The 24,882-nt window shown below is 66.4% G+C and carries 23 protein-coding genes; 17 read left to right on the top strand and 6 right to left on the bottom strand.

The genetic code is table 11. From position 1 onward, the window contains the following. The first annotated feature begins 148 nt into the window (after positions 1-148). The 5 genes from H7K34_RS22565 to H7K34_RS22545 all read left to right on the top strand — a co-directional run bounded on the left by H7K34_RS22565 (position 149) and on the right by H7K34_RS22545 (position 6,207). Entirely contained in the window at positions 149-1,978 is a 1,830-nt protein-coding gene (locus H7K34_RS22565) for a phosphoenolpyruvate carboxykinase (GTP) (protein ID WP_264064227.1), read from the top strand. Positions 1,979-2,144: 166 nt separating this feature from the next. Further along, complete coding sequence (locus tag H7K34_RS22560; RefSeq protein WP_108922103.1) at positions 2,145-2,435, top strand: hypothetical protein; 291 nt, start codon at positions 2,145-2,147, stop codon at positions 2,433-2,435. 92 nt (positions 2,436-2,527) lie between these two features. Further along, positions 2,528-3,625 (top strand): alpha/beta fold hydrolase, encoded by a 1,098-nt coding sequence (locus H7K34_RS22555; RefSeq protein ID WP_264064226.1) that lies wholly within the window; start codon positions 2,528-2,530, stop codon positions 3,623-3,625. Positions 3,626-3,705: 80 nt separating this feature from the next. Continuing rightward, positions 3,706-5,223: a fatty-acid--CoA ligase FadD4 gene (fadD4, locus tag H7K34_RS22550; RefSeq protein WP_264064225.1), complete on the top strand. Its 1,518-nt coding sequence runs from the start codon at positions 3,706-3,708 to the stop codon at positions 5,221-5,223. A 3-nt stretch (positions 5,224-5,226) separates the two neighbouring features. Next, positions 5,227-6,207, top strand: coding sequence for an enoyl-CoA hydratase/isomerase family protein (locus H7K34_RS22545; RefSeq protein WP_264064224.1), 981 nt, complete (start codon positions 5,227-5,229; stop codon positions 6,205-6,207). On the opposite strand, the gene H7K34_RS22540 is transcribed toward H7K34_RS22545, so the two are convergent. Both H7K34_RS22540 and H7K34_RS22535 read right to left on the bottom strand, forming a co-directional pair. Further along, entirely contained in the window at positions 6,201-6,641 is a 441-nt protein-coding gene (locus H7K34_RS22540) for a CD225/dispanin family protein (protein WP_108922107.1), read from the bottom strand. The two genes, H7K34_RS22545 and H7K34_RS22540, sit on opposite strands and share 7 nt — an antisense overlap. Positions 6,642-6,753: 112 nt before the next feature. Continuing rightward, positions 6,754-7,920: an acyl-CoA dehydrogenase family protein gene (locus tag H7K34_RS22535; RefSeq protein WP_264064223.1), complete on the bottom strand. Its 1,167-nt coding sequence runs from the start codon at positions 7,918-7,920 to the stop codon at positions 6,754-6,756. Between the two features lie 9 nt (positions 7,921-7,929). On the opposite strand from H7K34_RS22535, the gene H7K34_RS22530 reads away from it, so the two are divergent. The 3 genes from H7K34_RS22530 to H7K34_RS22520 are packed head-to-tail and all read left to right on the top strand — an operon-like array spanning position 7,930 to position 11,440. Further along, positions 7,930-8,937 (top strand): MaoC family dehydratase, encoded by a 1,008-nt coding sequence (locus tag H7K34_RS22530; RefSeq protein ID WP_264064222.1) that lies wholly within the window; start codon positions 7,930-7,932, stop codon positions 8,935-8,937. A gap of 11 nt (positions 8,938-8,948) precedes the next feature. Further along, positions 8,949-10,145, top strand: coding sequence for a CoA transferase (locus H7K34_RS22525; protein WP_264064221.1), 1,197 nt, complete (start codon positions 8,949-8,951; stop codon positions 10,143-10,145). Further along, positions 10,139-11,440 (top strand): amidohydrolase family protein, encoded by a 1,302-nt coding sequence (locus tag H7K34_RS22520; protein ID WP_264064220.1) that lies wholly within the window; start codon positions 10,139-10,141, stop codon positions 11,438-11,440. The genes H7K34_RS22525 and H7K34_RS22520 overlap by 7 nt, the downstream gene beginning before the upstream one ends. Here the strand turns inward: H7K34_RS22520 and H7K34_RS22515 are convergent. Next, positions 11,437-12,339: an alpha/beta hydrolase gene (locus H7K34_RS22515; RefSeq protein WP_264064219.1), complete on the bottom strand. Its 903-nt coding sequence runs from the start codon at positions 12,337-12,339 to the stop codon at positions 11,437-11,439. The two genes, H7K34_RS22520 and H7K34_RS22515, sit on opposite strands and share 4 nt — an antisense overlap. Before the next feature lie 282 nt (positions 12,340-12,621). Here H7K34_RS22515 and H7K34_RS22510 point away from each other — a divergent pair, with 282 nt between their 5' ends. From H7K34_RS22510 to H7K34_RS22475, 8 genes are all read left to right on the top strand, one after another. Then, positions 12,622-13,278, top strand: coding sequence for a class I SAM-dependent methyltransferase (locus tag H7K34_RS22510; RefSeq protein WP_264064218.1), 657 nt, complete (start codon positions 12,622-12,624; stop codon positions 13,276-13,278). After that, the gene (locus H7K34_RS22505; protein ID WP_264064216.1) at positions 13,275-14,507 is read left to right on the top strand and encodes a molybdopterin-dependent oxidoreductase; all 1,233 of its coding nucleotides are present in this window, start codon (positions 13,275-13,277) and stop codon (positions 14,505-14,507) included. The genes H7K34_RS22510 and H7K34_RS22505 overlap by 4 nt, the downstream gene beginning before the upstream one ends. Before the next feature lies 1 nt (position 14,508). Further along, positions 14,509-15,000, top strand: coding sequence for a hypothetical protein (locus H7K34_RS22500; RefSeq protein ID WP_264064215.1), 492 nt, complete (start codon positions 14,509-14,511; stop codon positions 14,998-15,000). A gap of 139 nt (positions 15,001-15,139) precedes the next feature. Beyond that, positions 15,140-16,375: an alpha/beta hydrolase gene (locus H7K34_RS22495; protein WP_264064214.1), complete on the top strand. Its 1,236-nt coding sequence runs from the start codon at positions 15,140-15,142 to the stop codon at positions 16,373-16,375. Between the two features lie 15 nt (positions 16,376-16,390). Further along, complete coding sequence (locus H7K34_RS22490) at positions 16,391-17,800, top strand: WS/DGAT/MGAT family O-acyltransferase (RefSeq protein WP_264064213.1); 1,410 nt, start codon at positions 16,391-16,393, stop codon at positions 17,798-17,800. A 127-nt stretch (positions 17,801-17,927) separates the two neighbouring features. Then, complete coding sequence (locus tag H7K34_RS22485; RefSeq protein ID WP_264064212.1) at positions 17,928-18,713, top strand: crotonase/enoyl-CoA hydratase family protein; 786 nt, start codon at positions 17,928-17,930, stop codon at positions 18,711-18,713. A 138-nt stretch (positions 18,714-18,851) separates the two neighbouring features. Further along, the gene (locus H7K34_RS22480) at positions 18,852-20,348 is read left to right on the top strand and encodes a class I adenylate-forming enzyme family protein (protein WP_264064211.1); all 1,497 of its coding nucleotides are present in this window, start codon (positions 18,852-18,854) and stop codon (positions 20,346-20,348) included. Between the two features lie 20 nt (positions 20,349-20,368). Further along, positions 20,369-20,665 carry a hypothetical protein gene (locus H7K34_RS22475; protein ID WP_264064210.1) on the top strand — a complete coding sequence of 99 codons (297 nt, stop codon included), beginning with the start codon at positions 20,369-20,371 and terminating at the stop codon, positions 20,663-20,665. A 27-nt stretch (positions 20,666-20,692) separates the two neighbouring features. Here H7K34_RS22475 and H7K34_RS22470 read toward each other — a convergent pair whose 3' ends face one another. Further along, positions 20,693-21,262, bottom strand: coding sequence for a TetR/AcrR family transcriptional regulator (locus H7K34_RS22470; protein ID WP_264064841.1), 570 nt, complete (start codon positions 21,260-21,262; stop codon positions 20,693-20,695). A gap of 449 nt (positions 21,263-21,711) precedes the next feature. Here H7K34_RS22470 and H7K34_RS22465 point away from each other — a divergent pair, with 449 nt between their 5' ends. After that, positions 21,712-22,536 carry a crotonase/enoyl-CoA hydratase family protein gene (locus H7K34_RS22465; RefSeq protein ID WP_264064840.1) on the top strand — a complete coding sequence of 275 codons (825 nt, stop codon included), beginning with the start codon at positions 21,712-21,714 and terminating at the stop codon, positions 22,534-22,536. 48 nt (positions 22,537-22,584) lie between these two features. Here H7K34_RS22465 and H7K34_RS22460 read toward each other — a convergent pair whose 3' ends face one another. Further along, positions 22,585-24,051 (bottom strand): aldehyde dehydrogenase, encoded by a 1,467-nt coding sequence (locus H7K34_RS22460; RefSeq protein ID WP_264064208.1) that lies wholly within the window; start codon positions 24,049-24,051, stop codon positions 22,585-22,587. A gap of 41 nt (positions 24,052-24,092) precedes the next feature. Next, positions 24,093-24,863, bottom strand: coding sequence for a class I SAM-dependent methyltransferase (locus H7K34_RS22455; RefSeq protein ID WP_264064207.1), 771 nt, complete (start codon positions 24,861-24,863; stop codon positions 24,093-24,095). Positions 24,864-24,882 lie beyond the last annotated feature (19 nt).

The raw sequence follows: 24,882 nt of genomic DNA, 5'->3' as shown, positions 1-24,882 counted from the left end.
TGAGAAGGCTTATACCCGCCCAACCCTTCCCCAGCAAGGGGATCGCGATAACCTGTAGCTAACGCCACCATGTCAATATCTGTGTGGGCGACTGCATATGCAATCACACTGTGCCCGCACCATACGGAGATGAATTCAGGAGAGTTCGATGACCTCAGCGACCATTCCCGGTCTGGACACCGCACCCACGAATCATCGGGGGCTATTGGCGTGGGTAGAGGAGGCTGCGGAGTTGATGCAGCCCGACCGGGTTGTGTTCGCCGACGGCTCCGACGAGGAGTTCAACCGGCTGGCCGCCCAACTGGTCGAGGCCGGCACCTTGAAGAAGCTGAACGAGGAGAAGCGCCCCAACTCCTACCTGGCGCTGTCGGACCCGTCCGACGTGGCGCGCGTGGAGTCCCGGACCTTCATCTGTTCCGAGCGTGAGATCGACGCCGGCCCGACCAACAACTGGACGGACCCGGCCGAGATGCGGTCCACGATGACCGAGCTGTACCGCGGCTGCATGCGCGGTCGCACCATGTGGGTGGTGCCGTTCTGCATGGGTCCGCTCGGCGCCGACGACCCCAAGCTGGGTGTGGAGATCACCGATTCGGAGTACGTCGTCATCTCGATGAAGGTGATGACCCGAATGGGCAAGGCGGCCCTCGAGAAGATGGGCGACGACGGATTCTTCGTCAAGGCGCTGCACTCGGTGGGTGCCCCGCTGGAGCCCGGCCAAAAGGACGTGCCGTGGCCGTGCAATGACACCAAATACATCACCCACTTCCCGGAGACCCGCGAAATCATGAGCTACGGCTCGGGCTACGGAGGTAACGCGCTGCTGGGCAAGAAGTGCTACTCGCTGCGGATCGCCTCGGCGATGGCACACGACGAGGGCTGGCTCGCCGAGCACATGCTGATCCTCAAGCTGATCTCCCCGGAGAACAAGGCGTACTACTTCGCCGCGGCCTTCCCGTCGGCGTGTGGCAAGACCAACCTCGCGATGCTGCAGCCGACCATTCCGGGCTGGCGCGCCGAGACCCTCGGTGACGACATCGCGTGGATGCGGTTCGGCAAGGACGGCCGGCTGTACGCGGTCAACCCCGAGTTCGGTTTCTTCGGCGTCGCGCCGGGCACTAACTGGAAGTCCAACCCGAACGCGATGCGCACTATGGAGGCCGGCAACACCGTCTTCACCAATGTCGCGCTGACCGACGATAACGACGTGTGGTGGGAAGGCCTGGAAGGCGAGCCCGACCACCTGATCGACTGGAAGGGCAACGACTGGGTCCTGCGCGAGACGGATACCAAAGCGGCCCACCCGAATTCGCGGTACTGCACCCCGATGTCGCAGTGCCCGATCCTGGCCCCGGAGTGGGACGACCCGCAGGGTGTGCCGATTTCCGGCATCCTGTTCGGCGCGCGCCGCAAAACCACGGTGCCGCTGGTGACGCAGGCCCGCGACTGGCAGCACGGCGTCTTCATGGGCGCCACCATGGGCAGCGAGCAGACCGCCGCTGCCGAGGGCAAGGTCGGCACCGTGCGCCGCGACCCGATGGCCATGCTGCCGTTCCTGGGCTACCACGTCGGTGACTACTTCCAGCACTGGATCGACCTGGGCAAGAACTCCGACGAGTCGAAGCTGCCAAAAGTGTTCTTCGTCAACTGGTTCCGCCGCGGCGACAAGGGTGAGTTCCTGTGGCCGGGCTTCGGCGAGAACAGCCGGGTGCTGAAGTGGATCGTGGACCGCATCGAGCACCAGGCCGGCGGCCAGGACACCGCGATCGGCATCGTGCCGACGGCCGACGATCTGGACCTCGACGGGCTCGACGCCGAAGGCGGCGACGTGACCAAGGCGCTGGCGGTCAACGCGGCCGAGTGGCGTGAGGAACTGCCGCTGATCGAGGAATGGTTCGAGTTTGTCGGCGACAAGCTGCCCACCGGCGTCCGCGACGAGTTCGAGGCGCTCAAGCAGCGGCTGTCCGAAGCGGACTAACACCGCAACCAACGTTGAATCGGGCTGGCGCGCAAGACGCGTCGGCCCGATTTCTATACGGGGAGGCGTTGTCGGCAAACGGCATACGGCCGATTCCGCTTTCGTGTTTGGAACCCCACGCTTCGGTGTATAGATAGCTAACACCCCGATTCTGGAAGGCCCGACGATGAAGTCAACGACAACCTCCGCGCTCACGATTGTGGTTGCGGCGGCAGGAATTCTGTTCAGTGGATGTTCGGCGTCGCAGGTGATCAACACCGGCGGGGACACCAAGTGCAAGGACTTCACCACCCAGGACGAGAAGAAGCAGAACGACGAAATCAGCAAAATGCTGAAGGACAAGAGCGGCGCCGACCCGAACAATCTCGAGATCTCGGCGACCCGGTTGTCCGCGCAGACGTATTGCCAAACGTTGGGCAAGCCGGACAGCAAGATCTCTGAGGCGCCACACGGCTGACGGGTTCGCCGCAGCCTGCTAGTGAGAACCTAGTACTGCCGAGTTGCGCACGGGCGGTACCGCTGAACATCATCGAATCGTGGACGGACTCGATGATTGTTGATCGCCGTCGTGCGCTCGGTGGGGCGGTCGCGGCCGCGGGGCTACTTGCTTCCGGCTGTCAGACCGCGCCCGCTGGGACGCGCGGCGCTGAACCCGCGGTGCCCTGGCCCGATGGCGACACCCTCGGCATCGGCTTGGAGGGCTATCCCTACCCGTACCCGGTGCAGTATCTGGACGTCGCGCACGTCGCGCAGGCGATGTGGATCGATCGTCAGGCTCCGGAGTCCGAGCAGCGGGCGCGACTGGCGTACATGGATATTCACCCGGAGAGCGGGCAGCCAAGGGGTGCCGTCCTACTGGTGCACGGAAAGAACTCCTTCGGCGCGTATTGGCGCGAGCTCATCCAGGCGCTGCGCCACGAGGGTTACCGGACTATCGTTCCCGACCTGGTCGGCTGGGGTAAGTCCACCAAGCCCTCGACATTGACCGCGGAATCACTGGTGTCGCATCTCCGCTCGCTACTCGATGCGCTCAAGGTGAATTCTGTTGCCGTCGTGGGGCATTCAACCGGCGGACTGGTGGGCATGCATATGGCCCGGCTGCTGCCGGAGCGGGTGGGATCGCTGGTGCTGGAGAGCCCGATGGGACTCGAGGACTATCGGAACGGGCTGATCCGGCAGGTGGGACATCAGGACTGGGCGCGCGACGAGCGGTCCTCGACCGCCGATCAAATCCGGCAGTACATCGCGCACTACTTCGTCAACAAGGATCCGCGATTCATCGATCCGTTCGTCGCGGTGCGCACGGCAATCGGACGCTCGCCCGAGTTCGAGCGCTGGGTGCAGAGTTCGGCGGCGGCAACCGACATGCTGCTCAACGAGCCCGCAGTGGATTTCGTCGCAACGCTACCCGTGCGCACGCTATTCGTCTGCGGCCTGTCCGACCGCACCTATGTGGGCGCAAAGTACACCGCACCCAACCATCAAGCCGTCAAAGGGAATATCGCCGCGATGGCGCAGGGATTCGCCGCCAGGATGCCCGCCGCCCGTTTCGTCGGTCTGCCCGAGACCGGCCATGTAGCGCATCTGGAGTCACCGGCGGCGTTCCTGGCGCCGGTGCTGGAATTTCTGCACTTGAACGCCGGGTAGTCCGGGCGGCGGCGTAGTCATGAGGCCCCGTCCGCGGGCCACTTGACACCCGTCAAATTCGACGGCGGTACAGTCCAAGCATGCAGATCCGCTCCTATCTCGGCGCCGACAATCCGGCGATCATTTTGTACCCATCCGGAACGGTCGTCACCTTCGATGACCTGGAAGCACGGGCCAATCGGCTGGCACACCGGTTTCGTCAGGCGGGTCTGACCGAGGGTGACAGCATCGCGATCCTGATGGAGAACAACGAGCACATTCACGCGGTGATGTGGGCGGCTCGCCGCAGCGGTCTGTACTACGTACCGATCAACACCCACCTGACCGAGGCCGAGGCGGCCTACATCATCGACAACAGCAATGCCAAGGCGATCATCGGCTCGGCGGTGCTGCGCGACACCTGCGCCGGCCTGGCCGAGCATTTGCCGAACGGGATGCCGGAACTGCTGCTGATCGCTGACGGTGATCTGCCCGGCTGGGATCGCTACCCGGAATGCGTTGCCAATCAACCAGATACGCCGATCGACGACGAGATCGAGGGCGACCTTCTGCAGTACTCGTCGGGCACCACCGGCCGGCCAAAGGGGATCAAACGCGAATTGCCGCACGTCCCACCCGAAGACGCGCCGGGCATGATGTCGGCTCTGGTCGGATTCTGGATGGATGCCGAAACGGTCTATCTGAGTCCGGCGCCGCTCTACCACACCGCGCCGTCGGTATGGTCGATGACGGTGCAGGGCGCGGGAATCACCACGGTGGTGATGGAGCGCTTCGATCCCGAGGGCACGCTGGACGCGATCCAGCGGCACCGGATAACGCACGGCCAGTTCGTGCCGGCGATGTTCGTCCGAATGCTGAAATTGCCGCAGGACGTTCGTGATTCGTACGACCTGTCCAGCCTCAAACGGGTCATGCACGCCGCCGCGCCGTGCCCAGTGCAGATCAAGAAGCAGATGATCGACTGGTGGGGCCCGATCGTCGACGAATACTACGCGTCCTCGGAAGCGCACGGATCGACGCTGATCTTCGCCGAAGACTGGCTGGCGCATCCGGGTTCGGTTGGCAAACCGATGGCGGGCGGTGTGCACATTCTCGACGAGAACGGCAACGAGCTGCCGTCCGGCGAGGCCGGTGAGATCTACTTCGAGGGCGGGCACTCGTTCGAATACCTTAACGACCCAACGAAAACCGCCGCATCCCGTGACAAGCGCGGTTGGGCCACTGTCGGAGACATCGGCTATTTAGACGACGAGGGCTACCTGTATCTGACCGACCGGCGCCACCACATGATCATCTCCGGCGGGGTGAATATCTACCCGCAAGAAGCGGAGAACCTTCTGGTTACCCATCCGAAGGTGTTGGACGCCGCGGTGTTTGGAGTTCCTGATGACGAGATGGGCCAGCGGGTCGTGGCAGCCGTACAGACCGTCGACGAAGCCGATGCCACCGACCAATTCGCCGAGGAGCTGCTGTTGTGGCTGCGAGACCGTCTGTCGCACTTCAAATGCCCGCGCTCGATCGCGTTCGAGGCGCAGCTGCCGCGCACCGACACCGGCAAGCTCTACAAGAACGGGCTGATCGAGAAATATTCGGTGTGACCGATGTTCCGGGTGGTCCAGCTAGCGGACTCAGCATCGATCGGGCCGGAGGACGGCTTGGCGTCGCCGCCCGGCGTGATCGTCGTCGCCGGCTCGGCCGCTGAGATTACTCAAAGTCAATCCTGGCTGGAGGCAGCGACTTTCACGCTGACCGAGGATGACTGCGACGACCGCCGCGTCGTTACCGTCGACTCGGTTCCCGAGACGCTTGCCGAGCTGTGCAAGCGCTGCGAACACTGGCCGCAGGCCAGCAGCGTCTGCGACGACGTGTTACGCACCGTGGCGCCCGAAGGCTCCACGTTGGCCGGTGTGCTGACGGAATCGCTGGCCTACTCCACGTTGCAGTCCGGTCCGGAGTTCGCGCGCTGGCTCGACGAACGCAGGCAGGCCCGAATGCCCGAGATCGCCGACCCGGTGCACGCGGAGCGCCACGGCGACACCCTGCGAATCAGGCTTAACCGCCCGGTTCGTCACAACGCATTCTCCACCGATGCGCGCGCCGCGCTGCTCGAGGCGCTGACCGTCGCGCAGCTGGACCCGTCAGTCACCGGGATTGTGTTGAGCGGCAACGGTCCATCATTTTGCAGCGGCGGAGACCTGGCCGAATTCGGTACCTTTGCCGATCCCACGAGCGCGCATCTGGCCCGCACCCGTCACAGCCCGGCCCTGGCGCTCGGTGCGCTCACCGCGCGGTTCGGCCGCGCCTGCCGCGCCGAGGTGCATGGGCGAGTGCTGGGCAGCGGATTAGAGATGGCCGCGTTCTGTGGATGGGTTGAGGCGCATGAAGATTCGCTCTTCGGTCTGCCCGAATTGGGTCTGGGGTTGATCCCGGGCGCCGGTGGAACCGTCAGCGTGACGCGCCGTATCGGCCGCTGGCGTACAGCCTATCTGGTGCTGTCCGGCCGTACCGTCGGCGCCGATACCGCGCTGCGCTGGGGACTAGTGGATGCGACTTACCTTGGCCCGCAAAGGGTTGCTCAGTAGCCCGAGAATGTGGTGCCCGTCGTTGACGGGATGCTCGATACGGCGACCACGGCGATCACGATGTACAGGATCGCGATGATCGCGTACGTCACGCCACCCGCGATGGCACCGATGATCGCCCACTTCTTGGCGTTGCTCGACGCCTCCTGCGCCTCGGCGGCCCGGCCCTGGGCCCACAATCCGGCGACCTTGTTGGAGTAGACAAGCGACACGATCCCAAACGGCAGGCAGCACAGGACCGTGCACAGAATCGCCCAGACGAGGTAGTTATCCGGCTCCTGCTGGCCCGGCCAAGCCCCTGGCTGCTGGCCCGGCCAGCCGCCAGGCTGTTGCGGCTGCTGCCAGCCCTGCTGCGGTTGGCCCTGCCACTCCGGCTGCTGCGGTTGGCCCTGCCATTCGGGGGAACCTTCGTACGGCCCTGGGGGATAACTCATGGCAACCGACTTTCTTTCGGTCCAACAGGTTTACTCCCGCGCCGGTTTGCTGGTGCGCAAGTCAGGCAAATATAGCGCACAAGCGGTGGTCAGGCGCTAGATCCAGGTTTGCTCAGATGCCGCCGCGAGTCACCAGCTGCCCGGCAATCACATTGCGCTGAATCTCGTTCGTGCCTTCACCGACGATCATCAATGGCGCGTCGCGAAAGTAGCGTTCGACGTCGTACTCGGTGGAGTAGCCGTAACCGCCGTGGATGCGTACCGCGTCCAGCGCGATCTCCATCGCAACCTCGGAGGCGAACAGTTTGGCCATCCCGGCCTCCATGTCGCAACGTTCGCCGCTGTCGTAGCGCTCGGCGGCGTAACGGGTGAGCTGGCGGGCGGCGGTGAGTTTGGTAGCCATATCGGCCAGGTAATTGCCGACCGACTGATGCTTCCAAATGGGCTGGCCGAAACTCTCCCGCTGCTGGGCATAGGCCAATGCGTCCTCGAGCGCCGCGGTCGCAACGCCCAGAGCCCGGGATGCAACTTGGATGCGGCCCGTCTCCAGCCCCTTCATCATTTGCGAAAAGCCCTCGCCCACACGGTCTCCCAGGACAGCCGACGCGGGCACGGAGAAGTTGTCGAAGGACAGCTCGCAGGATTCGACACCCTTGTAACCCAACTTGGGCAGGTCCCTCGAGATCGTCAGACCCGGCCCGTGTTCGACGAGCACAATCGAGATGCCCTTATGGCGCGGCGTGGCGTTCGGATCGGTCTTGCACAGCAGCGCGATCAGTCCGGAATGGCGCGCGTTGCTGATCCAGGTTTTGGCGCCGTTGATCCGCAAGCCTCCTGAGCCGTCCGGCAGTGCGGTGGTCGACATGTTCTGCAGATCGGAGCCGCCGCCGGGCTCGGTCAGCGCCATCGTGGCCCGCACCTCGCCGGTGGCCATCCGCGGCAGGTAAGTCCGCTTCTGCTGCTCGGTGCCGAACAGCGTCAGCAGCTTGGCGACCACGGTGTGTCCGCCCATCGCACCGGCCAGACTCATCCAGCCGCGGGCCAGCTCCTGGGTGACGCGCACATAGCCCGGCATCGACACCGGCGACCCGCCGTATTCCTCGGGAATGGCCAGGCCGTAGATACCGATGCGCTTCATCTGTTCGATCCACGCCTCGGGATAGGTGTTGGCGTGCTCGACCTCGCGGACGGTCGGTTTGACCTCGCGGTCGATGAACGCGCGCACCGTGGCGACCAGCATGTCTTCTTCGTCATTGCGTCCGCTGCTCACCCTTGCCATTGTGGCGTTGTGACTTATGCCGATATCCGCGAGGGTGGTCCCTACTTCGACGACCTCTCGATAGGTCAGGTCTTCGACTGGGCACCGGTTGCGACGCTCTCGGCGGGTTTGGCCGCCGCGCATCAGGCGATCGTGGGGGACCGATTGCGACTGGCGATGGACCTGGACCTGTGTGCCGCCGTGGTCGGCACGCCCGGTCCGCTGGCGCATCCGGGGCTGGTGTGCGATGTCGCCATCGGGCAGAGCACGCTAGTCACCCAGCGCGTCAAAGCCAATCTGTTCTACCGGGGGCTGACCTTCCATCGATTCCCGGTGATCGGGGACTCTCTCTACACCCGCACCGAAGTCGTTGGGCTGCGTGCGAACTCGGTCAAGCCCGGCCGGCCTCCGACGGGACTCGCGGCGTTGCGGATGACCACGATCGATCAGGCCGACCAATTGGTGCTCGACTTCTACCGCTGCGCCATGCTGCCCGCGAGCCCGCACTGGAACCCCGATACCGGGCCGGCCGACGATCTGTCCACCGTCGGCGCCGACGCGGCACCGCCTGTGGTGGCACCGGCCGCGCAGTGGGACGGCGATGCCTTCCGAAAGCGGGTTCCCGGACCGTATTTCGATGCGGTCATGGCTCCTGCGGTGCTGCACAGCACCGGCGACGTCGTCACCAGCGCACCGGAACTGGCCAGGCTCACGCTGAACATTGCAGCGGTACATCACGACTCGCGGGTAGGCGGGCGCCGCCTGGTATATGGCGGGCACACCATCGGGCTGGCGCTCGCGCAGGCCAGCAGGCTGTTGCCGAACTTGGGGACGGTGCTGAGCTGGGAGTCGTGCGACCACACCGGGCCGGTGTACGAGGGCGACACGTTGTACAGCGAGTTGCACGTCGAGTCGGCCGAGCCCACCGACAACGGGGGCGTCCTGGCCCTGCGATCGCTGGTCTACGCGGTCGGCGACGGGGTCGGCGAGCCCGACCGAGCGGTGCTGGACTGGCGACTGCGCGCGCTGCATTTCTGACCCGGAGGACAATGGTCCAGGTGCACAATGCGGTGTCCCGGTGGGGGGGCAGCGGCCTGGCCTGCCTGACCGGCCTGCCCGATGGGCCACCCGACTTCTCCCGCGCCGAGGTGCTGGCCCGCGCCACCCGCGTCGCCGCGGCCGTCGGTGATCGGCTGGATGTCACCGTCGATGCGACGACGTTGCTGACCGGGCGGGCCGGATTGCTCGGGTTGACCCGCGGCGGGCAGATCTCGGCCGGTGGCGGCACCCGCCTGCTCTCGGCCCGCGACGGCTGGTGTGCGATGACGCTGACACGCCCTGACGACGTCGCCGCCGTCGCCGCGCTGCTAGAAGTCGACGAATCACCCGTCGACCCGTGGCCGATGTTGCAGCGCTGGGCCCCAACACGTTTCGTATCCGCGATCACCGAGCGGACGAGTCTGCTGGACATCCCGGCGGCCGGCCTCGGCGAGGTTGCCGAAGCACCGCCGCGCATACAGCAGATCAGCACCCGGGCCGGGCCGCGCCGAATCGCCGACCTGCTGGTGGCCGACCTGTCGTCGATGTGGGCCGGACCGCTGTGCGGGCAGCTGCTGGCTCGCGCGGGAGCCACCGTCGTCAAGGTGGAAAGCCCGCGCCGCCCGGACGGTACCCGGGGCGACAATCGGGAATTCTTCGACTGGATCAACGGTGAAAAGCTCTCCTACTGCCTCGATTTCACCGACCATGCCGACGACTTGCGCGAGTTGCTGGCGGTCGCCGATATCGTGATCGAAGGTTCGCGGCCCGCGGCGCTGGCCCGGCGCGGACTGGGCCCGCGCGACATCGCACCGCGCCCCGGCCGGATCTGGTTGCGTATCAGCGGGTATGGCGAGGATTCCACCCGACCCGCGTTCGGGGACGATGCGGCGGTGGCCGGGGGTCTGGTTGGCGCCAGCGCCGAGGGACCGGTGTTCTGCGGGGACGCGATCGCCGATCCGCTCACCGGCCTGGAAGCGACCTTGGCCGTGGTCGCATCACTGTCCCGCGGCGGCGGCGAGTTGATCCACGTCTCGATGGCGGAGATCGCGGCGGGGTACGCGGCTCTACCGGGCGCCACGTCGGCCTCCGAATGCCCGGCGCCATCGCCGCAACCTGCGCTGCCGCACCGCCGGGCCGCCGAACTGGGTGCCGACAACGGCGCCGTAGGCCACCTTATCTCTGAAAGACGGCTACTGTCATGCTGATTCGGCGGGCGACGTTGCTGAACGGCACCGCGACCGACATCCGGGTCGGCGCGCAGATCGACGAGGTGGGCGACGGTCTGACCGCCCAACCCGGAGAGACCGTGTTCGACGCGCGCGGCGGAACCGTGCTGCCCGGCCTGCACGACCATCATGTGCACCTGCGTGCGGCCGCCGCTGCGTTGGACTCGCTGATGCTCGGGCCGCCGCGCGTCTTCAGTAAAGATCAACTGGCACAGGAATTGTCGAATGCCAGGCCGAAAGCCGACGGATGGATCCGGGCGATCGGCTACCACGAATCCGTTGCCGGTGCGTTGGACCGCGCGGCGCTCGACGCGATGGTGACCGACATTCCAGTCCGCATCCAGCACCGCAGCGGGGCCCTCTGGGTTCTCAATTCCGCGGCATTGCACCTGCTCGGAATGGCCGACCACCCCGATGGGCGGTTGCGCGCCAGCGACCGTTGGTCGGAGGCGCTGCGGCGTCACCACGCCGATCTCACCGAACTCAGCCGGCGTCTCACCGCGAGTGGCGTCACCGGAGTCACCGACGCCACACCAGATCTCGACGCGGATGACATGGTGTCGCTGTTGGTGGCGCATCGCCACGGCGAGTTCCGGCCACAGCCGACCTTCCTGGCCCCGGGCAAGAAAATCTTGCACGACGACCGTCTCGACCTGGAGGCGCTCACCGGATGGATCGCCGATCACCACGCCGACGGGCAGCCGGTGGCCGTGCACTGCGTGACCGCTGCACAATTGGTGGTGACCATCGCGGCACTGCGCGCCGCCGGTAGTCATCCGCACGACCGTATCGAGCACGCCGCTGTCGTCGACGACGACAATCTGGCCGACCTCGCCGAGCTCGGGCTCACGGTGGTGACCCAGCCGAATTTCGTTGCCGAGCGCGGAGATCAGTACCTGGCCGATGTTCCCGCGGCCGAGCACTCCTGGTTGTGGCGGGTCGCGTCGCTGCGCAAAGCGAAGGTGCGCGTGGCTCTGTCGACCGATATGCCTTTCGGTCGCGGTGACCCGTGGGCGGCGATGCGTGCCGCGGTGCGGCGCACCACGCCCAGCGGGGCGATTTTAGGAGTCGGCGAATGTGTCTCGGCACCAGACGCTTTGACGATGTTTCTGGGCTGTGCCGATCAGCCGAGCCGGATCAGGACCGTCGACGTGGGGCAGCCGGGCGACCTCTGCGTGCTGACTGAGGCGCCCGCGGCGGTGCTGGCCGAGCTGGACGCCGGGCTGGTGGCCGCGACCGTGATCGGCGGCGCGATCGCTTACGCGGCGGACTAGCGCGCGGCTGCCAGAGCGGCTCCCAAAGTCTCGCACTGGCTGTCGAAAAAGCGCTGTGACACTTGTACTTTCGGCGCCACCAGGTCGAATCCGTGGAAGGCGCCGGAGATGATCTCGACTTCGCACGGCACTCCGGCCGCGCGCAGGCGCTCGGCGTAGCCAAGGTCTTCGTCGTGGAACAAGTCGTGCGTCCCCACGCCAATCCACGCCGGCGCCAAGCCGCTGAGGTCATCTCGTCGGGCCGGGACGGCGACCTGCGGGTCGGCATCGCCCAGATACGCCGTCCAGCCGAACTGATTGCTGCGGGTGTTCCACAGGCGATAGTCCGGCTTCTCGGCGGTCAGGGAACTTCGATCGTCGAGCATCGGGTATGCCAACAGCTGGAATAGGGGCGCGACTTCGCCGCGGTCTCGGGCCAGGAACGCCAGTGCCGCCGCCAGACCGCCACCGGCACTGGCGCCGCCGATCGCCAGCCGTGTCGGATCCACCGCGGGGAGCCTGGCCAGCCAGGTCAGCGCCGCGTAACAGTCGTGCAGCGGAATCGGGTATGGATGTTCGGGTGCCAGGCGGTATTCCACCGACGCGACGGTGATGCCCAGCCTGGTGCTGAATCCGTGGCACACCCGATCGTCTTGCTGCGCGCTGCCCATCACGTATCCGCCGCCATGTATCCACAGCAGCGCCGGCGCGGGTTCGGTGACAGCGGGTGGCCGGAACAGCCGGATGCCGGCGCCGCAACCCAGGGTGATCACTTCGGCGTGGCGCGACGCGCCGGGGTTGCGGCGCTCTCGCAAGGTGGTCAGGACCCGGATGGTGGACAAGCTCCGGGGAGTGACCAGTTGTCGCGGGGCGAAGCGCGCGATCCGGCGCAAATCTGGGTGAACGTCGCTGTTCGGCACCGGTTCAGTATCACCGAACGGAAAAACAGCCGGCCGGGGGCTTGACCACGTTGGTTCCGCGAGTTGTCGACGCCGTCCCCGGCGGGTTTCGCATTCGCCGACATCCGTAGCCATCCAAGCTCGCCTCGGCTCCGAATGATCCGCGTGACGCAATTCGTCCTGTCGAATGCCCAGCGTTGATCGGCGTGGTTAACCGGCGCGGTATCGGGGTATCGATCGGAGTGATTCATATGCTGGCGCCCCGCAGGTGCGCCCGATCGTGCACGACGCGAGGGACGTGAAATGCTGGGGCAACTTTACGAGCGTGCACTCGGCGGCGAGCGATGTTGGATTCGTCATGAGGACGGCGAGGTTCGAATTCTGCCGGCACACCGCTGGCTCGGCGCCCGATGTCCCTCGAACGGCGGATTGGTCGATGCCCTTGACGAGGTCTTCGACGAGGCCGTCACGCAGATGTGCAGCGGGCCGACGATCGAGCTCGGTTGCGGGCCGGGGCGATTGGTGGCTCGGCTGTTCGAGCGGGGGATACCCGCACTCGGCATCGACCGGTCCGCCACCGCGATTCGGCTGGCCGGTCGCGGTGGCGCACCGGCGCTGCTGGGCGACGTATTCGAACCGCTGCCCGGGATGGGCCGGTGGCAGACGGTCCTACTGGTCGACGGCAACGTCGGCCTCGGCGGGGACCCTCGGCGAATTCTGGGTCGCGCCGCCGAGCTGCTGCGCCACGGTGGGCGCTGTGTGGCCGAGTTCGAGGCCGATGCCATCGGTATCCGGGCGCGCTGGGTGCGGCTGGAGTCGGCCTGCGATGTCGGGCCCTGGTTCCGCTGGGCATCGGTCGGAGTGGACAGCGCCGCCGCCCTTGCGGCGCAAGTGGGCCTGACGTTGAGCGGTGTTCGGCTGATCGGCGGCCGGGTGATTGCGAGTCTGGCCGCACCGTGAGCGGCTTGCTCGCCCGGTTCCGCAGTCCACTGCGCGGCCCGTGGCTGACGTCGGTGTTCGGGCTGGTGCTGTTGGTGGCACTGCCGCTGATCACCATCACCGGGCTGCTGTCTTACATCGCCTATGCGCCGCAATTCGGCCAAGCCATCCCTGCCGACGTCGGCTGGTTGCGGCTGCCGTTGTTCGCCTGGCCTACCCGTCCGTCCTGGCTGTACCGGCTGACCCAGGGCATCCACGTAGGGCTCGGGCTGGTGATCATCCCGGTGGTGCTGGCCAAGCTGTGGTCGGTCATCCCGCGGCTGTTCGTCTGGCCGCCGGCGCGCTCGGCGGCTCAACTGCTGGAGCGGTTGTCGCTGGTGATGCTCGTCGGCGGGATCCTGTTCGAGATCGTCACCGGAGTGCTGAACATCCAGTACGACTACATTTTCGGGTTCAGCTTCTACACCGCGCACTACTTTGGAGCGTGGGTCTTCATCACCGGATTTCTGATGCACATCGCGATCAAGCTGCCACGCATGATCACCGGGTTACGGGCGCTATCGCTGCGCGAGGTGTTGCGCACCAGCCGCGCCGACACCCGACCCCAGCCAGCCGACCCCGACGCCCTGGTGGCCACCGATCCGGCCGAACCGACAATGAGCAGGCGCGGCGCCCTGGCATTGGTCGGCAGCGGCGCCTTGTTGATCGCGGCACTCACCGTCGGCCAGACCGTCGGCGGGTCTGCCCGGGATGCCGCGCTGCTGCTGCCGCGGGGGCGGGGCAGGGGTGATTTCCCGGTCAACAAGACTGCCGCCGCCGCCGGAATCAGCCGTGAAAGTGTCAGCGAGAGTTGGTCATTGATGCTGCGCGGCGGGTCCACGCACATCACGCTGGACCGCGCCAGGCTGGCCGCTATGCCGCAAACCACCGCACGCCTGCCGATCGCGTGCGTCGAGGGATGGTCGACCGTACAGACCTGGAGCGGGGTGCGGCTGGCCGAGCTGGCCCGCCTCGCGGGCGTGCCCAGGCCGCGCTTGGCGCGAGTGGTGTCACTGCAGCGAGGCGGTGCATTCGGGGAGGCGACGTTGCAGGCCAACCAGATTGGCGATCCCGACGCGTTGCTGGCACTACGGGTCAACGGCGCCGATCTGTCATTGGACCACGGTTATCCGGCCCGGATCATCGTTCCCGCGCTGCCCGGTGTGCACAACACCAAATGGGTGTCGACCATAGAATTCGAAGGCGATTGAAATGCCTGGGTTCTCAGCGCGTTTCACTGCGATCTACGGGTCCCGCCCGCTGCACCTGCTGACGATGGTGTCCGGGTTCGCCCTACTGGGCTACATCCTGGCCACCTTCAAACCGGCGACACTGTGGAACCCCGGCAGCTGGTGGCAGTCGATCGCCGTCTGGTTCGCCGCGGCCGTGGTTGCCCATGATCTGCTGCTCTTCCCGCTCTACGCGCTGGCCGACCGGGCGCTTCCCGCGAGTCGGCGAACGGCTCGCGGCCATCCAAAAGTGCTCGCCCGCAACTATATTCGGATTCCGGCTCTGGGGGCTGGATTGACATTGCTGATCTTCTTGCCCGGCATCATCGAGCAGGGTGGGCCGACCTATCAGGCGGCGACCGGACAAACCCAGCAGCCCTTCCTGGGTCGGTGGCTGCTGCTCACCGCGACGCTGTTCGGGATGAGCGCTATCTGCTACACAATTCGGCTCGCCGTGGCGCGCCGCCGCGCCTAGCGTAGCGAAGGCAAACACACTGTTAAGAACTGCAATTTCGGCAATTCAGCAAACGTTGTTCCGGACCATTCTGCGACATCTTTAGGACTTCTACGCAATCGTCAGTTTCCCTCGACGACGTGCGGGTACAGTCCCCTACATGACGGCGAGGGTCCCGAGCATGACACCGTGTTTGAGATGGTTGCTGCGGGCGCGTCCCGGTGACTATGCGCTGGCATTAAGCGTTGCCGGTGCTTCGCTGCCGGTAGTGGGAAAGCACCTAGAGCCGCTCGGCGGATTGACCGCGATGGGGGTCTGGGGCGCGCGACTTGCGCCAGAGGCAATTGCCACGCTGCGCAAGGACTGGCGGAAGCCGGGCGTCAGCGAGGAGCGCCGCCGGGACCGGGAAAGCATGCACGACGTCTCCGTTGCCGCCCTGCGCGGAGTCGTCGCGGCCGCGGATCTCGACCTGGAATGGCCGGTGGCCGACAAAACGCCGCCGATCTTGGATGCGCTGCGACAGCGCCGCTACCTGTACCGCCGGGCGGTCCACTACGGGGACCAGCCAGGCCAGGTGCTCGATGTGTGGCGACGCAAGGATTTGCCGGCCCAACCCGCGCCGGTGCTGATCTTCGTCCCCGGCGGCGCCTGGGTGCACGGCCGCAGCATGGGGCAGGGGACTGCGCTGATGTCGCGACTGGCCGAGCAGGGCTGGGTGTGCCTTGCGATCGACTATCGGGCGGCGCCATATCACCGCTGGCCGCGTCACATCACCGACGTCAAGACGGCAATCGCGTGGGCGCGCGCCAACGTCGACAAATTCGGCGGCGATCGCGAATTCGTCGCGGTGGCAGGCTGTTCGGCCGGCGGGCACCTGTCCGCGCTGGCCGGCCTCACCCCCGACGACCCGCAGTTCGAGCGGCGGCTGCCCGAGGGCGCCGACAGCTCGGTGGACGCGGTGGTCGGCATCTACGGTCGCTACGACTGGGAGGACCGGTCCACCCGCGAGCGCGATCAGTTCGTCGACTTCCTGGAGCGAGTGGTGGTCAAGAAGTCCATCGGTCGCCACCCCGAGGTGTTCCGCGACGCGTCGCCGATTGCGCGGGTGCACCGGAATGCTCCGCCGTTCTTGGTGATTCACGGCAGCAAAGACAGCGTGATCCCCGTCGAGCAGGCTCGCAGCTTTGTCGAGCGGCTGCGGGCGGTCTCGCATTCGATGGTTGGCTACCTGGAGTTGCCCGGGGCCGGACACGGCTTCGACCTGATCGACGGTGAGCGTGCCGGCGTGGCGGCGCACGCGACTTCGTTGTTCCTCAACCAGGTCTATCGCACCAAGGCACAGATTGAGGGCAAAAGAGGTCATCTAGCTTCGCTGCTGAGTAAGGTCCTCCCTTGAGGGGAAGGGGCAGCGATGAAACGGCTGAGCGGCTGGGACTCGGTACTGCTGTACAGCGAGACCCCCAACGTGCACATGCACACGATCAAGGTGGCCGTCGTCGAGATCGACCCGGATCGCCATGACTTCGACATCGACTCGTTTCGCCAGGTCATCGGGGCCAGGCTGAACAAGCTCGAGCCGTTCACGTATCAGCTCGTCGACATCCCGTGGAAGTTCCACCATCCGATGTGGCGGGAGCACTGCGAGGTCGACCTCAGCTACCACATTCGCCCGATGCGGCTGCCCGAGCCGGGCGGGCGGCGCGAATTGGACGACGCGATCGGGCGCATTGCCAGCACGCCGCTGGACCGCGCTTATCCGCTGTGGGAGATGTACTTCATCGAAGGTCTGGCCAACAACCGGGTGGCGGTGGTCGGCAAGATTCACCACGCGCTGGCCGACGGTGTCGCGTCGGCCAACCTGATGGCCCGGGGCATGGACCTGTTGCCGACGCCGGAGAGTGGCCCCCAGGTCACCGACCCCGCGCCCACCAAACCGCAATTGGTGCGCTCGGCCTTTTTCGATCATCTCCGCCAAGCCCGCAAACTGCCCGGGACCTTCCGCTACACGGCGCAAGGGATCGGCCGGGTCCGGCGCAGCTCACGCAAGCTCTCGCCGGAGCTGACGATGCCGTTCACCCCGCCGCCCACCTTCCTCAATCACCGGATCACCCCGGAACGCCGTTTCGCCACGGCCACCCTGGCGCTCGCCGACATCAAGGAGACCGGAAAGCGTTGCGGCGCAACCATCAACGACGTGGTGCTGGCGATGTCCACCGGAGCGTTGCGCACCTTGCTGCTGCGCTATGACGGCACGGCCGAACCGCTGCTGGCCTCCGTTCCGGCGAGTTTCGACTTCTCACCCGAACGCATATCGGGCAACTACTTCACCGGGATGATGGTGGCGTTGCCGGCCGACCTCGATGATCCGCTGGCCCGGCTGCAGGCCTGCCACGACAACGCCAACTCTGCCAAGGAGGCCTTCCATCTGGTTGGCCCCGAATTGATCAGCCGGTGGTCGAACTACATGCCGCCGCTGGCCACCGAGTCGTTTTTCCGCTGGGCGTCGGGCCGCGACGGCCAGAACAAGGTGCTCAACATTCCGATCTCGAATGTTCCGGGGCCCCGCGAGCGCGGCCGGGTCGGCGGTGCGCAGGTCACCGAGGTGTATTCGGTGGGGCCGTTGACCGCCGGCAGCGGCCTCAACATCACCGTGTGGAGTTACGTCGACCAGCTCAACATTTCCGTGCTGTCCGACGGCGCCACCGTCAAGGACCCGCACGAGGTCACCGAGGCGATGGTCGCTGACTTCATTGAATTGCGCAGGGCTGCAGGGCTTTCCGAAGAGCTGACGCCCGTTGAGGTCGCGATGGCGCCGGCCTGACCGGCCCGGCCGCCGCATCCGGGTAACCCGATTCTTTGCTGGTGCCAATGCCATTTCTGCCGGCGGCTACCATCGGTCTTCAAACAGCCACTGGTTACTACTGCTAGTCGAAGGAGCTCGTAGCACCGTGAGCACTGGGAACGAAGAAGTCAACGAACCCGAGGTTCTGGTCGAACAACGCGGCCGGATCCTGATCATCACGATCAACCGGCCCAAGGCCAAGAACGCGGTCAACTCCGCGGTCGCCAATGGCCTGGCCGCGGCCGTGGATCGGCTCGACGACGAGCCCGGCCTCTCGGTGGGCATCCTCACCGGGGCGGGCGGCTCGTTCTGCGCGGGCATGGACCTCAAGGCGTTCGCCCGGGGCGAACTGCCCATCGTCGAGGGCCGCGGCATGGGATTCACCGAGCGTCCGCCGGTTAAGCCACTGATCGCGGCTGTCGAGGGCTATGCGCTGGCCGGTGGTACCGAGTTGGCACTGGCCACCGACCTGATCGTGGCGTCCAAGGATTCGGCCTTCGGCATCCCGGAGGTCAAGCGCGGGCTGGTCGCCGGCGGCGGCGGGCTGCTGCGGCTGCCGCAGCGCATCCCGTCCGCTATCGCGATGGAGCTGGCGTTGACCGGTGAGAACCTCAGCGCCGAGCGCGCGCACGCCCTCGGGATGGTGAACGTATTAGCCGAGCCCGGTTCGGCGCTGGACGCCGCGATCGCGCTGGCGGAAAAGATCGCCGCGAACGGGCCGCTGGCGGTGGCCGCCACCAAGCAAATCATCGTCGAGTCCCGCGGCTGGAGTCCCGACACCATGTTCGCCGAGCAGAACACGCACCTGGCTCCGGTGTTCTCCTCGAATGACGCCAAGGAGGGCGCGATCGCATTCGCCGAGAAGCGCGCGCCGCAATGGACCGGCACCTGAGACTCGACAGGCGCGTTACTCGCCGCTGGCCCAGGTCGACGGCGCTGGGCGGCAAGATAGCCGCGTGATCTAAACTACAGTCGAGCATGACACTTCTGCCCAGCTTTGTAACGTGTTGATACCGGAGAACCTTCCAGCGTGAGCATTTCTTTGCTTCTCGAGATGGCTGCGTCGAGCAACCCCGATCGCACCGCCGTCGTCTCTGGTGACCTGCGGCTAACCACGCAGGAGCTCAGCGATCTGGCCGACGGCGGCGCGGGGGTCATCGCGGAATCGGGCGCCCAGCACGTCGCCTATGTGGGCGTCGGCGGCGCGATGCTGCCGGTGCTGATCTTCGCCGCGGCGCGCGCCGGGCTGCCGTTCACTCCGCTCAACTATCGGCTGTCCGCCGACGGCATCCAGGCGCTGATCGAGCGCCTGCCGCAACCCCTGGTCATCGTCGACAGCCGCTATCGGGACATGCTCGGCGACTCGCCCAAGCGTGTGGTGGGATCCGACGACTTCCTGACGGCCGCGCGCAACGCCGAACCCGCTGCGGAGTTTCCCGATCCGGACTCCGTGGCGATCGTGCTGTTCACCTCGGGCACCACGTCGCAACCCAAGGCCGTCGAACTCTCACACAACAACTTGACCAGTTATGTCACCGGAACCGTCGAATTCGATTCGGCCGGAGCACAAGACGCGGCGTTGATCTGCGTGCCGCCGTATCACATCGCCGGGGTCGGCGCCGCGCTGTCGAATCTGTATGCCGGGCGCAAGATGGTCTACCTGCCCAACTTCGATGCAGGCGAATGGGTACGGCTGATCGGCGCCGAGCAGGTGAGCACCGCGACGTTGGTACCGACCATGCTGGACCGCGTCGTCACCGTGCTCGAGACGGGCGGCCATCAGCTTTCGTCGCTGCGCAACCTGGCCTACGGCGGGTCGAAGGTCGGCCTGCCCCTGGTCCGCCGGGCGCTCGAGCTGTTGCCGGGTGTCGGCTTCGTCAACGCCTACGGGCTGACCGAGACGAGTTCGACGATCGCGGTGCTGACGCCCGACGACCATCGTGCCGCGCAATCGGCGTCGGAATCCGCCGCCGTCAAGCGGCTGGGTTCGGTCGGGCGTCCGGTACCCGGCATCGAGATCGAGATCCGCGATGACCAGGGCAAGGTACTGGGCGCCGGTGAGACCGGTGAGCTCTTCGTGCGCGGGGAGCAGGTCTCCGGCCGCTATACCGGGATCGGTTCGGTGCTCGACGAAAACGGTTGGTTCCCAACCAAAGACATCGCAATGCTGGATGATGAGGGCTACCTGTTCATCGGCGGGCGCAGCGACGACACCATCATCCGCGGCGGCGAGAACATCGCGCCCGCAGAGCTGGAGGAGGTGCTGGTCGAGCATCCGCACGTGCGCGATGTCGCCGTGGTCGGGGTCGAAGACCCGCAGTGGGGACAGGCGATCGTCGCCGTGGTGGTGCCGCGGCCCGGCGTCGACCCCGATCCCGAGGAATTACGCGAGCATGTCCGCAAGAGTTTGCGCGGTTCGCGTACCCCCGACCGCGTAGTGTTTCGCGACGAGCTGCCGACCACACCCACGGGCAAGGTGCTCCGCCGGGAGATCATCGAAGGATTGCAGGCCGCACCGGCCGAGTAGTAAGCAGAGGACGAAAAATCATGATTAAGAACGGAACCCGCCTCGCCAGCCAGGTGTGTGACACCCAGGTGATCGTCGTCAGGAGCGCCGACAGCCTCGACGACCTGCGCTGCGGTGGTGTGCCGATGGTGCCGATCGGCGGCGAGCGCTCGGGCGAGCTCGACCCGGCTTTCTCCGACGGCACGGTGATGGGCAAGCGGTATGTCGACGACGCCGGCGCCGAGGTGCTGGTGACCAAGCTGGGGGCGGGAAGCCTGAGCATCGGGCAGACCGCGCTCGCGCTCAAAGAGGTCAAGCCGCTACCGGCGAGCGACTGAGATTCCCCGGCTGGGCCGTTAGCCGTCCTACTTACCCGGAATTCCATTCCGGGTAACGAATTCCCTTGCCTTGATTAGGAATTCGAGCTGTTCGCCAACCTGACTGAGCGGGCGGACACTGCGAGTCGAGCGGGATAGCACGATCGCACCCTCTAGCGCGGAGATCGACATCACCGCCAGTGAGGCCGCGTCGTCGTGGTCGAATCCGTCATTCATGAAGGCCCGGGTCAATGCCGTGCACCACCGGCCCAAGATCATGCCGGCTTCGTTGGTCAGATCCTGATCGGTCTCGTCCGCGGTGATCGCGGCCGCGACCACCGGGCAGCCGGCCAGGAAGTCGCCGTCAGTCAGCAGACGCTCCCAGAGTCGGATGAACGCACGGAGCAACGCCCTGGCGCCGTGTTCGGCGGCCGCATCGATGGTGGCGGTGATGGAATCCCCCGAAAATCGCAGCGCCTCGCTCAGGATCTGGTTGCGCCCTTCGGGAAAGTGGTAGTAGACCGAACCGCGCGGGGCGCCGCTGCGCGCCAGCACGGCGTCGATGGTGACCCCGGCGGCCCCGCGCTCGCGCATCACTTCGGCGGCGCTGACGAGCATCTTGGTCCGGGTGCCGCCGCGCTTCCTCGGCGTGGCTTGCGGCGCGATATCGCTCTTGGTCGGCACTTTCGTACCTCCTGGGGCAGACGTCATGCAGCGTGCGAATGCCGCGATACCGGCCAGTGCATATTACGCGGACTGAACCGGAACGACCGGCGTTTCAGGTCGGGCACCTCGCGGGTGAATCGATAGCCGGCGACGTTGAGCTCGATATCCACATAATTTTCTCCCGGCCTAGTCCTGCTTTCATGCGCCGGGGCCGGCGGCTCATGATTATGCTGAGAATCATATAAGACACTGGTCTACTAAGCAACTTGTTAGCGGTACTAAACTCGCAGACCAGGGAAATGTGTGACGTAGGTCATTTTTTCTTGTCTAGTTCGAAGCTTAGCAAACCGTAAGGATTATGCCTTATTGCATAATTTCTGCCGGTGAGCTTCACTGGGGCGATGGCACCCACGTTCAACAGCCCGACTGGGCAGATCCTTCCCGCCCTCGACACGGTGACCCTGGAGCGTGACGGCCACGTTTTGCTGATCGGCTTGAACAGAGCTCACAAACGCAACTCGTTCGACCGCTCGATGCTCGCCGATCTCTCCCGCGCCTATGCCCTGCTGGAGTCTGACGAGTCGCTGCGCGCGGGAGTGCTGTTCGCCCACGGCGACCACTTCACCGCGGGTCTCGATCTCGCGGACGTCGGCCCGGGCATCGCGTCCGGGGAGAATCCCTTCCCCGACGACGGCCGGGACCCGTGGCGCCTCGACGGCGCGTGGACAACACCGCTGGTCGCTGCCGGGCACGGCCGGTGCATGACGCTGGGCATCGAGCTGCTGTTGGCCGCCGACATCCGCGTCGCCGCCGCCGACACCCGGTTCACTCAGCTCGAGGTGCGGCGCGGGATGTACCCGTTCGGCGGCGCGACGATCCGTCTGCCCCGGGCGGCCGGCTGGGGCAACGCCATGCGCTGGCTGCTCACCGGCGACGAATTCGACGCCGCCGAGGCGCACCGGATCGGGCTGGTCCAGGAGGTGGCCGACGACGCGGCGGCGGCCCTGGCCCGGGCCCGCGACATCGCGCACACCATCGCCGAACGCGCGGCGCCGTTGGGTGTGCGCGCCACGCTGGCGTCCGCGCAGTTGGCGCATGTCGAGGGCGAAGCCGCGGCGATAGAGCGGCTGCGGCCCGTGGTCACCGAGCTCTTCGCCAGTGCGGACGCCGCCGAGGGCGTGCAGTCGTTCATCGAGCGCCGCGACGCCCACTTCGTCGGGCGCTAGCGCCTTTTCGCGTCGAGCGTCACGCCAGCGTGCCGCGGCCCGCGACTATCACTCGACGGTGTAGCCCATCGGCATCAGCACGCTCTTCTGCTGGGTGAAGTGCTCGACACCTTCGGGCCCGTTCTCGCGGCCGATGCCGGAGTTCTTGTAGCCACCGAACGGGCAGCAGGGATCAAAGGCGTACCAGTTGATCGCGTAGGTCCCGGTGCGGATCTTCTCCGAGATCTCGATGCCCTTGGCGATGTCGGTGGTCCACACGCTACCGGCCAGGCCGTAGGCCGAGTCGTTGGCGATCTTGATCGCGTCCTCTTCGCTGTCGAAGGGGATGATGGCGAGCACCGGCCCGAAGATCTCCTCCTGGGCGATCGTCATCTTGTTGTCGACGTCGGCGAACACCGTGGGCTGCACGAAGAAGCCGTTGGCCAGACCTTCCGGGCGGCCGCCGCCACACACCAGGCGGGCGCCCTCCTCGATGCCCTTGGCGATGTAGCCCTCGACGCGGGCCCGCTGCTTCTCCGAGATCAGCGAACCGATCTGGGCGGCCGGGTCCGACGGCGGACCGACCGGTAGCGCCTGCACGAATTGGCTTACCGCGTCCACGATTTCGTCGTAACGCGAGCGGGGTGCCAGGATGCGGGTCTGGCCCACGCAGGCTTGCCCGGTGTTCATGATTCCGGAGAACACCAGCATCGGGATTGCCGACGCCAGGTCGACGTCCTCGAGCAGGATGGCCGCCGACTTACCGCCGAGCTCCAGCGTGCAGGGCTTGAGCATCTCCGCGGCACGACGGCCGATCTCCTTGCCGACGCCCGAGCTGCCGGTGAAGGTGAACAGGTCGACTCCCGGGTTGGACGTCAGCGCCTGGCCCGTCTCGATACCGCCGGGCACTACCGACAGCACACCCTCGGGCAGGCCGGCCTCGGCGAAGATATCCGCCAGAGCGTTTGTGGTCAGCGGGGTTTCGGCAGCCGGCTTGAGCACCACGGTGCAGCCGGCCAGCAGTGCCGGACCCAGCTTGTTGACCGCCAGGAACAGCGGCACGTTCCAGGCGACGATCGCGCCGACGACGCCGATCGGCTCGCGGTGCACGATGGTCTGCCCGTAGGAGCCGTTGCGAATCTCGCGCCACTTGACCTGGTCGACCGCCGGGCGGGCGAAGAAATTCATCGCGCCCATCGAACCCATCCAGTGCATCGTCTCGATGGTGGTCGGCGGCTGGCCGGTCTCACCGGCGAGCAGCGCGCTGAGCAGCTCCTTGCGCTCCTCCATCAGCTTGACCACGTTGGCGATGACGGCCGCGCGTTCCTTCGGCGGCGTCGAGGGCCAGGGGCCGTTGTCGAACGCGGCGCGGGCCGCGGCGACCGCGGCGTCGACGTCTGCCGCCGCTGCCGCCGGCGCCTTGCCGAAGTACTCGCCGGTGGCCGGGCAGCGCACCTCGAGAACTTCAGAGGTCGACGGCGCCGTCCACTTGCCGCCGATGAAAAGCTTGTCGTATTCGGTCTTTATGTCGCCCATGGCGCCACCCTACATAAGCCGGGGCAAAACGAGAACATGTTTCATTCTTGCGGCTGTAAGACCAGCACCAGATTACTCACCATGAACTCGCGCAGCACCGGCACCGACGTCAGCCACCAGGCCCATCGCGGGTGGTAGCGGGGGAATGCGGCCAGCAGCGCCCCGGTGTCGGCGGCCCAGTTCAGCCCGTCGGCGGCGGACACCGCGAACAACGACGACCCGTAGTCATTCTTTGCCCGATGTCCGTGTTTGCGCGCATACCGTGCGGCCGCCCGCTTGCCGCCCAGATAGTGGGTCAGACCCATCTCGTGGCCGCCGAAGGGGCCCAGCCAGACGGTGTAGGACAGCACGACCAGCCCGCCGGGCTTGGTCACCCGCAGCAGCTCGGCGCCGAGCTGCCACGGCCGGGGCACGTGTTCGGCGACGTTGGACGACAGGCAAATGTCGACCGAGTCGTCGGCGAACGGCAACGCCATGCCTGACGCCCGGACGAACGTATCCGTCGCACCCGCCACCGCGGGACCGGCGGCGTGCATTTCGCTCGGGTCGGGTTCGACGCCGAGGTAGCGAACACCGGCCTGGGCGAAGGCCTCGGCGAAATAGCCCGGCCCGCCGCCGACGTCGAGGAGGGTGCGGCCGGTCGGCGGTTCGCCGCGGGCGGCCAGCCAGAGGTCGCCGACCATCGCCGCGGTATCGGCCGCCAGCGCTCCGTAGAAGCGGGCCGGGTCCGGCTGTTCATAGCGGAACTCGGTCAGCAGCCGCACCGAGCGCGACAGCTTGGCCCGTCGCGCAAAGACGTCAGTCACCGCCACCGGCCACACCCTACGTCGG

It is taken from the genome of Mycobacterium montefiorense (genome assembly GCF_025823255.1).
GTDB classification, from domain to species: Bacteria; Actinomycetota; Actinomycetes; order Mycobacteriales; family Mycobacteriaceae; genus Mycobacterium; species Mycobacterium montefiorense.
Note: the sequence above shows the minus strand (reverse complement) of the source record. Positions and strands in the feature narration are given on the sequence as shown.

Excerpts from the sequence above, each read along its gene's own strand:
- fadD4 (WP_264064225.1), top strand. The coding sequence starts at position 3,706 with ATGCAGATCCGCTCCTATCTCGGCGCCGACAATCCGGCGATCATTTTG.
- H7K34_RS22540 (WP_108922107.1), bottom strand. The coding sequence starts at position 6,641 with ATGAGTTATCCCCCAGGGCCGTACGAAGGTTCCCCCGAATGGCAGGGC.
- H7K34_RS22465 (WP_264064840.1), top strand. The coding sequence starts at position 21,712 with ATGGCACCCACGTTCAACAGCCCGACTGGGCAGATCCTTCCCGCCCTC.
- H7K34_RS22510 (WP_264064218.1), top strand. The coding sequence starts at position 12,622 with ATGCTGGGGCAACTTTACGAGCGTGCACTCGGCGGCGAGCGATGTTGG.
- H7K34_RS22520 (WP_264064220.1), top strand. The coding sequence starts at position 10,139 with ATGCTGATTCGGCGGGCGACGTTGCTGAACGGCACCGCGACCGACATC.
- H7K34_RS22495 (WP_264064214.1), top strand. The coding sequence starts at position 15,140 with ATGACGGCGAGGGTCCCGAGCATGACACCGTGTTTGAGATGGTTGCTG.
- H7K34_RS22535 (WP_264064223.1), bottom strand. The coding sequence starts at position 7,920 with ATGGCAAGGGTGAGCAGCGGACGCAATGACGAAGAAGACATGCTGGTC.
- H7K34_RS22545 (WP_264064224.1), top strand. The coding sequence starts at position 5,227 with ATGTTCCGGGTGGTCCAGCTAGCGGACTCAGCATCGATCGGGCCGGAG.
- H7K34_RS22525 (WP_264064221.1), top strand. The coding sequence starts at position 8,949 with ATGGTCCAGGTGCACAATGCGGTGTCCCGGTGGGGGGGCAGCGGCCTG.
- H7K34_RS22500 (WP_264064215.1), top strand. The coding sequence starts at position 14,509 with ATGCCTGGGTTCTCAGCGCGTTTCACTGCGATCTACGGGTCCCGCCCG.
- H7K34_RS22475 (WP_264064210.1), top strand. The coding sequence starts at position 20,369 with ATGATTAAGAACGGAACCCGCCTCGCCAGCCAGGTGTGTGACACCCAG.
- H7K34_RS22460 (WP_264064208.1), bottom strand. The coding sequence starts at position 24,051 with ATGGGCGACATAAAGACCGAATACGACAAGCTTTTCATCGGCGGCAAG.
- H7K34_RS22470 (WP_264064841.1), bottom strand. The coding sequence starts at position 21,262 with ATGCTCGTCAGCGCCGCCGAAGTGATGCGCGAGCGCGGGGCCGCCGGG.
- H7K34_RS22560 (WP_108922103.1), top strand. The coding sequence starts at position 2,145 with ATGAAGTCAACGACAACCTCCGCGCTCACGATTGTGGTTGCGGCGGCA.
- H7K34_RS22565 (WP_264064227.1), top strand. The coding sequence starts at position 149 with ATGACCTCAGCGACCATTCCCGGTCTGGACACCGCACCCACGAATCAT.
- H7K34_RS22555 (WP_264064226.1), top strand. The coding sequence starts at position 2,528 with ATGATTGTTGATCGCCGTCGTGCGCTCGGTGGGGCGGTCGCGGCCGCG.
- H7K34_RS22490 (WP_264064213.1), top strand. The coding sequence starts at position 16,391 with ATGAAACGGCTGAGCGGCTGGGACTCGGTACTGCTGTACAGCGAGACC.